1 protein-coding gene and 1 pseudogene are annotated in these 634 nt (G+C 51.3%); both read left to right on the top strand.

The annotated features are described in order from the left end of the window. Nucleotides 1–252: gamma-butyrobetaine hydroxylase family protein (locus ACFQEU_RS17345; RefSeq protein ID WP_379784179.1), on the top strand; the 252-nt coding region annotated here is incomplete at its 5' end. 31 nt (nucleotides 253–283) lie between these two features. Next, nucleotides 284–634 (top strand): annotated as a pseudogene (locus tag ACFQEU_RS17350) (hypothetical protein); the annotation flags it as partial.

Raw genomic sequence — 634 nt, forward strand, 5'->3', positions numbered from 1 at the left:
GGCCATGGCCCAGGCCAGGCAACGCTGCAATTTGGGAAACGCAATGTTGTTCTCCACAACGTTGAACCGGTTGGCAGCTATGCGCTCAAACTGGTGTTCAGTGATGGTCACGATTCCGGTCTCTACACTTGGCCCTATTTATTTGAACTTGCCAGCCAGTACCCACAGCGCTGGCAAGACTACCTCGATCAACTTCACTCGGCCCAAAAAACCCGCGACCCTGACACCAGCGTCGTAAAAATTATCAATTAATACCCAATAACATAAAGACAAGGACGCAATCATGACCCTTCTATCGTCACTCCACCGCAGCCTTTGGTTGTCGGCCTCAGCCGCTTTAATGCTAACCGCATGCGGACAAAAAGCAGAACCACCAAAAGCACCGCCGCCGGCCGTGTCAGTGGTGGTTGTGTCTGCACAGGACATTGGCGGCAGCAGAGAATTTGTTGCGCGTACGGAAGCTTATTCCGAAGTACAGTTGATCGCGCGGGTTGAAGGCACGCTAGAAAAAACCAATGTCCAAGAAGGTGGCTTTGTCGCAAAAGATCAAGTCTTATTCGAAATTAACCAAGACACCTATAAAGCGCAATTGTCGCAAGCCAAAGCTGAGCTAGCGGCGCGCATCGCCGAGAAA

Source organism: Halorubrum tibetense, from assembly GCF_042661865.1.
Classification (GTDB): domain Archaea; phylum Halobacteriota; class Halobacteria; order Halobacteriales; family Haloferacaceae; genus Halorubrum; species Halorubrum tibetense.